Source organism: Dyella japonica DSM 16301 (assembly GCF_001010355.1).
In the GTDB taxonomy this organism is placed as follows: Bacteria; Pseudomonadota; Gammaproteobacteria; order Xanthomonadales; family Rhodanobacteraceae; genus Dyella; species Dyella japonica.
The window spans coordinates 1-248 of the sequence record NZ_JPLA01000104.1 but is presented as its reverse complement, the minus strand read 5'-3'; the positions used below and the strand labels follow the sequence as shown (position 1 = coordinate 248).

General features: G+C 67.3%; 1 pseudogene. It reads right to left on the bottom strand.

Annotated elements, in window-relative coordinates:
• Positions 1-190 (bottom strand): annotated as a pseudogene (locus tag Y882_RS18330) (DNA repair protein RadA); the annotation flags it as partial.
• Between the last annotated feature and the right edge of the window lie 58 nt (positions 191-248).

Genomic DNA, 248 nt, shown 5'->3' with positions numbered 1-248 from the left:
CCTTGGGCGAACCAGCGGCGGCGCCGGCGTAACCGGTGGTGCTGCGTGCCGCGCCGGCGGATTTCACGGCGGGTTGCACCACGATTTCGCTCAGCGTGTTCCACACGCCGCAGTCCACGCACTGGCCCTGCCATTTGGAGTGCTCCGCCCCGCAGTCGGTGCAGACATAGGCGGTCTTGGCTTTGGCCATGCTTGGAATCCTGATCGGAGGTGCGGCGAATGGCCCAGCTTAGCGGGCCTGCATCGCC